A 1,344-nucleotide genomic window follows, 5' to 3' on the forward strand; every position below is an offset into this window, starting at 1 on the left:
GGACGGGCCGGCAGGTGGCGGGGTTGGCCCGGATTGGTGGCCGGAGGTCTGGTCGTGGCGGTGGTTTCGGCCGGGGCGGGGCATCTCGTGGCCGACCGGGTGGGCGCGGCCACCCGGGTGACGCCGTCGCCGACGCTATCGCTGCCCGACCTGTCGGTGACCGCCGAAGGCCCGCGGGCGCTGCCGTCACCGGCGGCCACGACGCGGGCGGCGGGGATCGCGCTGGCCCTGCACGAGCATCCCACCGACGCGCAACGGATCGTGGCCTACCGCAACGAGCGCGGCGCGTGGCTGCGCACGGGCAAGGACGGCGGGTTCGCCGAGGCGGGGGTGCCTGCGGACGACCTGGCCGCCTCGCCCGACGGCGCGAAGATCGCCTTCCAGGCAGGACGCGACGTGACGGTCATCGACCGCCGGACCGGCGAGCGGTACACCGTACAGGTGCCCGAGCGGGCCGCCTCCCCCGTGTGGGACCGGGCGTCGTCCCGGCTGCTCCTCACGGTGGGCGGCCCGAAGGGGACGACGGCGGGGTTCGTCGTGCTGGACACCGTGACCCGCAAGGGCGGCGCCGTGCCGACCGAGGGGGACACGGGCCCGTACGCGTGGACCCCCGGCGGTGACGGCGTGGTCGCCTCGCACGACAGCGACGGCCACACCGGCCTGCGTTTCCGTGACCTGAACGGCCGGGAGGTGCGCGCGATGCCGTGGACCGGGGCGAGCATCGGCCGCACCCTGTTCTCGCCGTCGGGCCGGCTGATGCTGACCACCTGCCCCAGCGGCGGGTCCCAGTGCGCGTGGGACGCCGCCACCGGCGTCCGCGTCGCCACGTACGTGAACTCGATCAAGGGTGCGGAGATGTGGGGCTGGTACGACGACGACCATCTGATGATCCTGGACCCGGGCCGGACGCCCCACGAGTTCGTGGCGGTGGACTTCCGGGAGGGCACGCGGCGGCTGCTGGCCACGCTGGAGGCCGCCGACGACACCCCCGGCCTGCGCCTGGCCCGGGCGGCCCGATGAGCACCGTGACCGTGGGCGGCCACCGCCTCGCCGAAGCGCTCCACGAGGGCTGCTGCCAGGTCGTGGACCACCTGGCGACGTCCCCGTCCGGCCGTACGGTGGTCGTCCGCCACTACGGCAGCCCGGACCGCCGCCGGCCCGACCTCGCCGGGGTCGCCCGCCTGCGCGAGGCCGCCCCCGTCGGCACGGTGGCCGTCCTCGGCGCGGGCCCGGACTTCGTGGTCACCGAGTACGTCGAAGGCGGCTCCCTCCTCACCCGCGTCACCCCGCCCGAACCCGGGCACGCCGACGGACCGGGCGGCGGTTCGCCGGGAGGGGGCGGGC

At 76.4% G+C, this 1,344-nt stretch carries 2 protein-coding genes; both read left to right on the forward strand.

Translation table 11 applies throughout. The features are described from left to right. Positions 1–1,020 (forward strand): WD40 repeat domain-containing protein (locus tag ADY59_RS47280; RefSeq protein WP_231619257.1); only part of this gene is annotated, 1,020 nt, incomplete at its 5' end. Further along, a partial coding sequence (locus ADY59_RS47285; RefSeq protein WP_049577935.1) for a hypothetical protein occupies positions 1,017–1,344 on the forward strand: 328 nt, incomplete at its 3' end. The genes ADY59_RS47280 and ADY59_RS47285, both read left to right, overlap by 4 nt.

This window comes from Nonomuraea sp. SBT364 (genome assembly GCF_001083785.1).
Taxonomy (GTDB): domain Bacteria; phylum Actinomycetota; class Actinomycetes; order Streptosporangiales; family Streptosporangiaceae; genus Nonomuraea.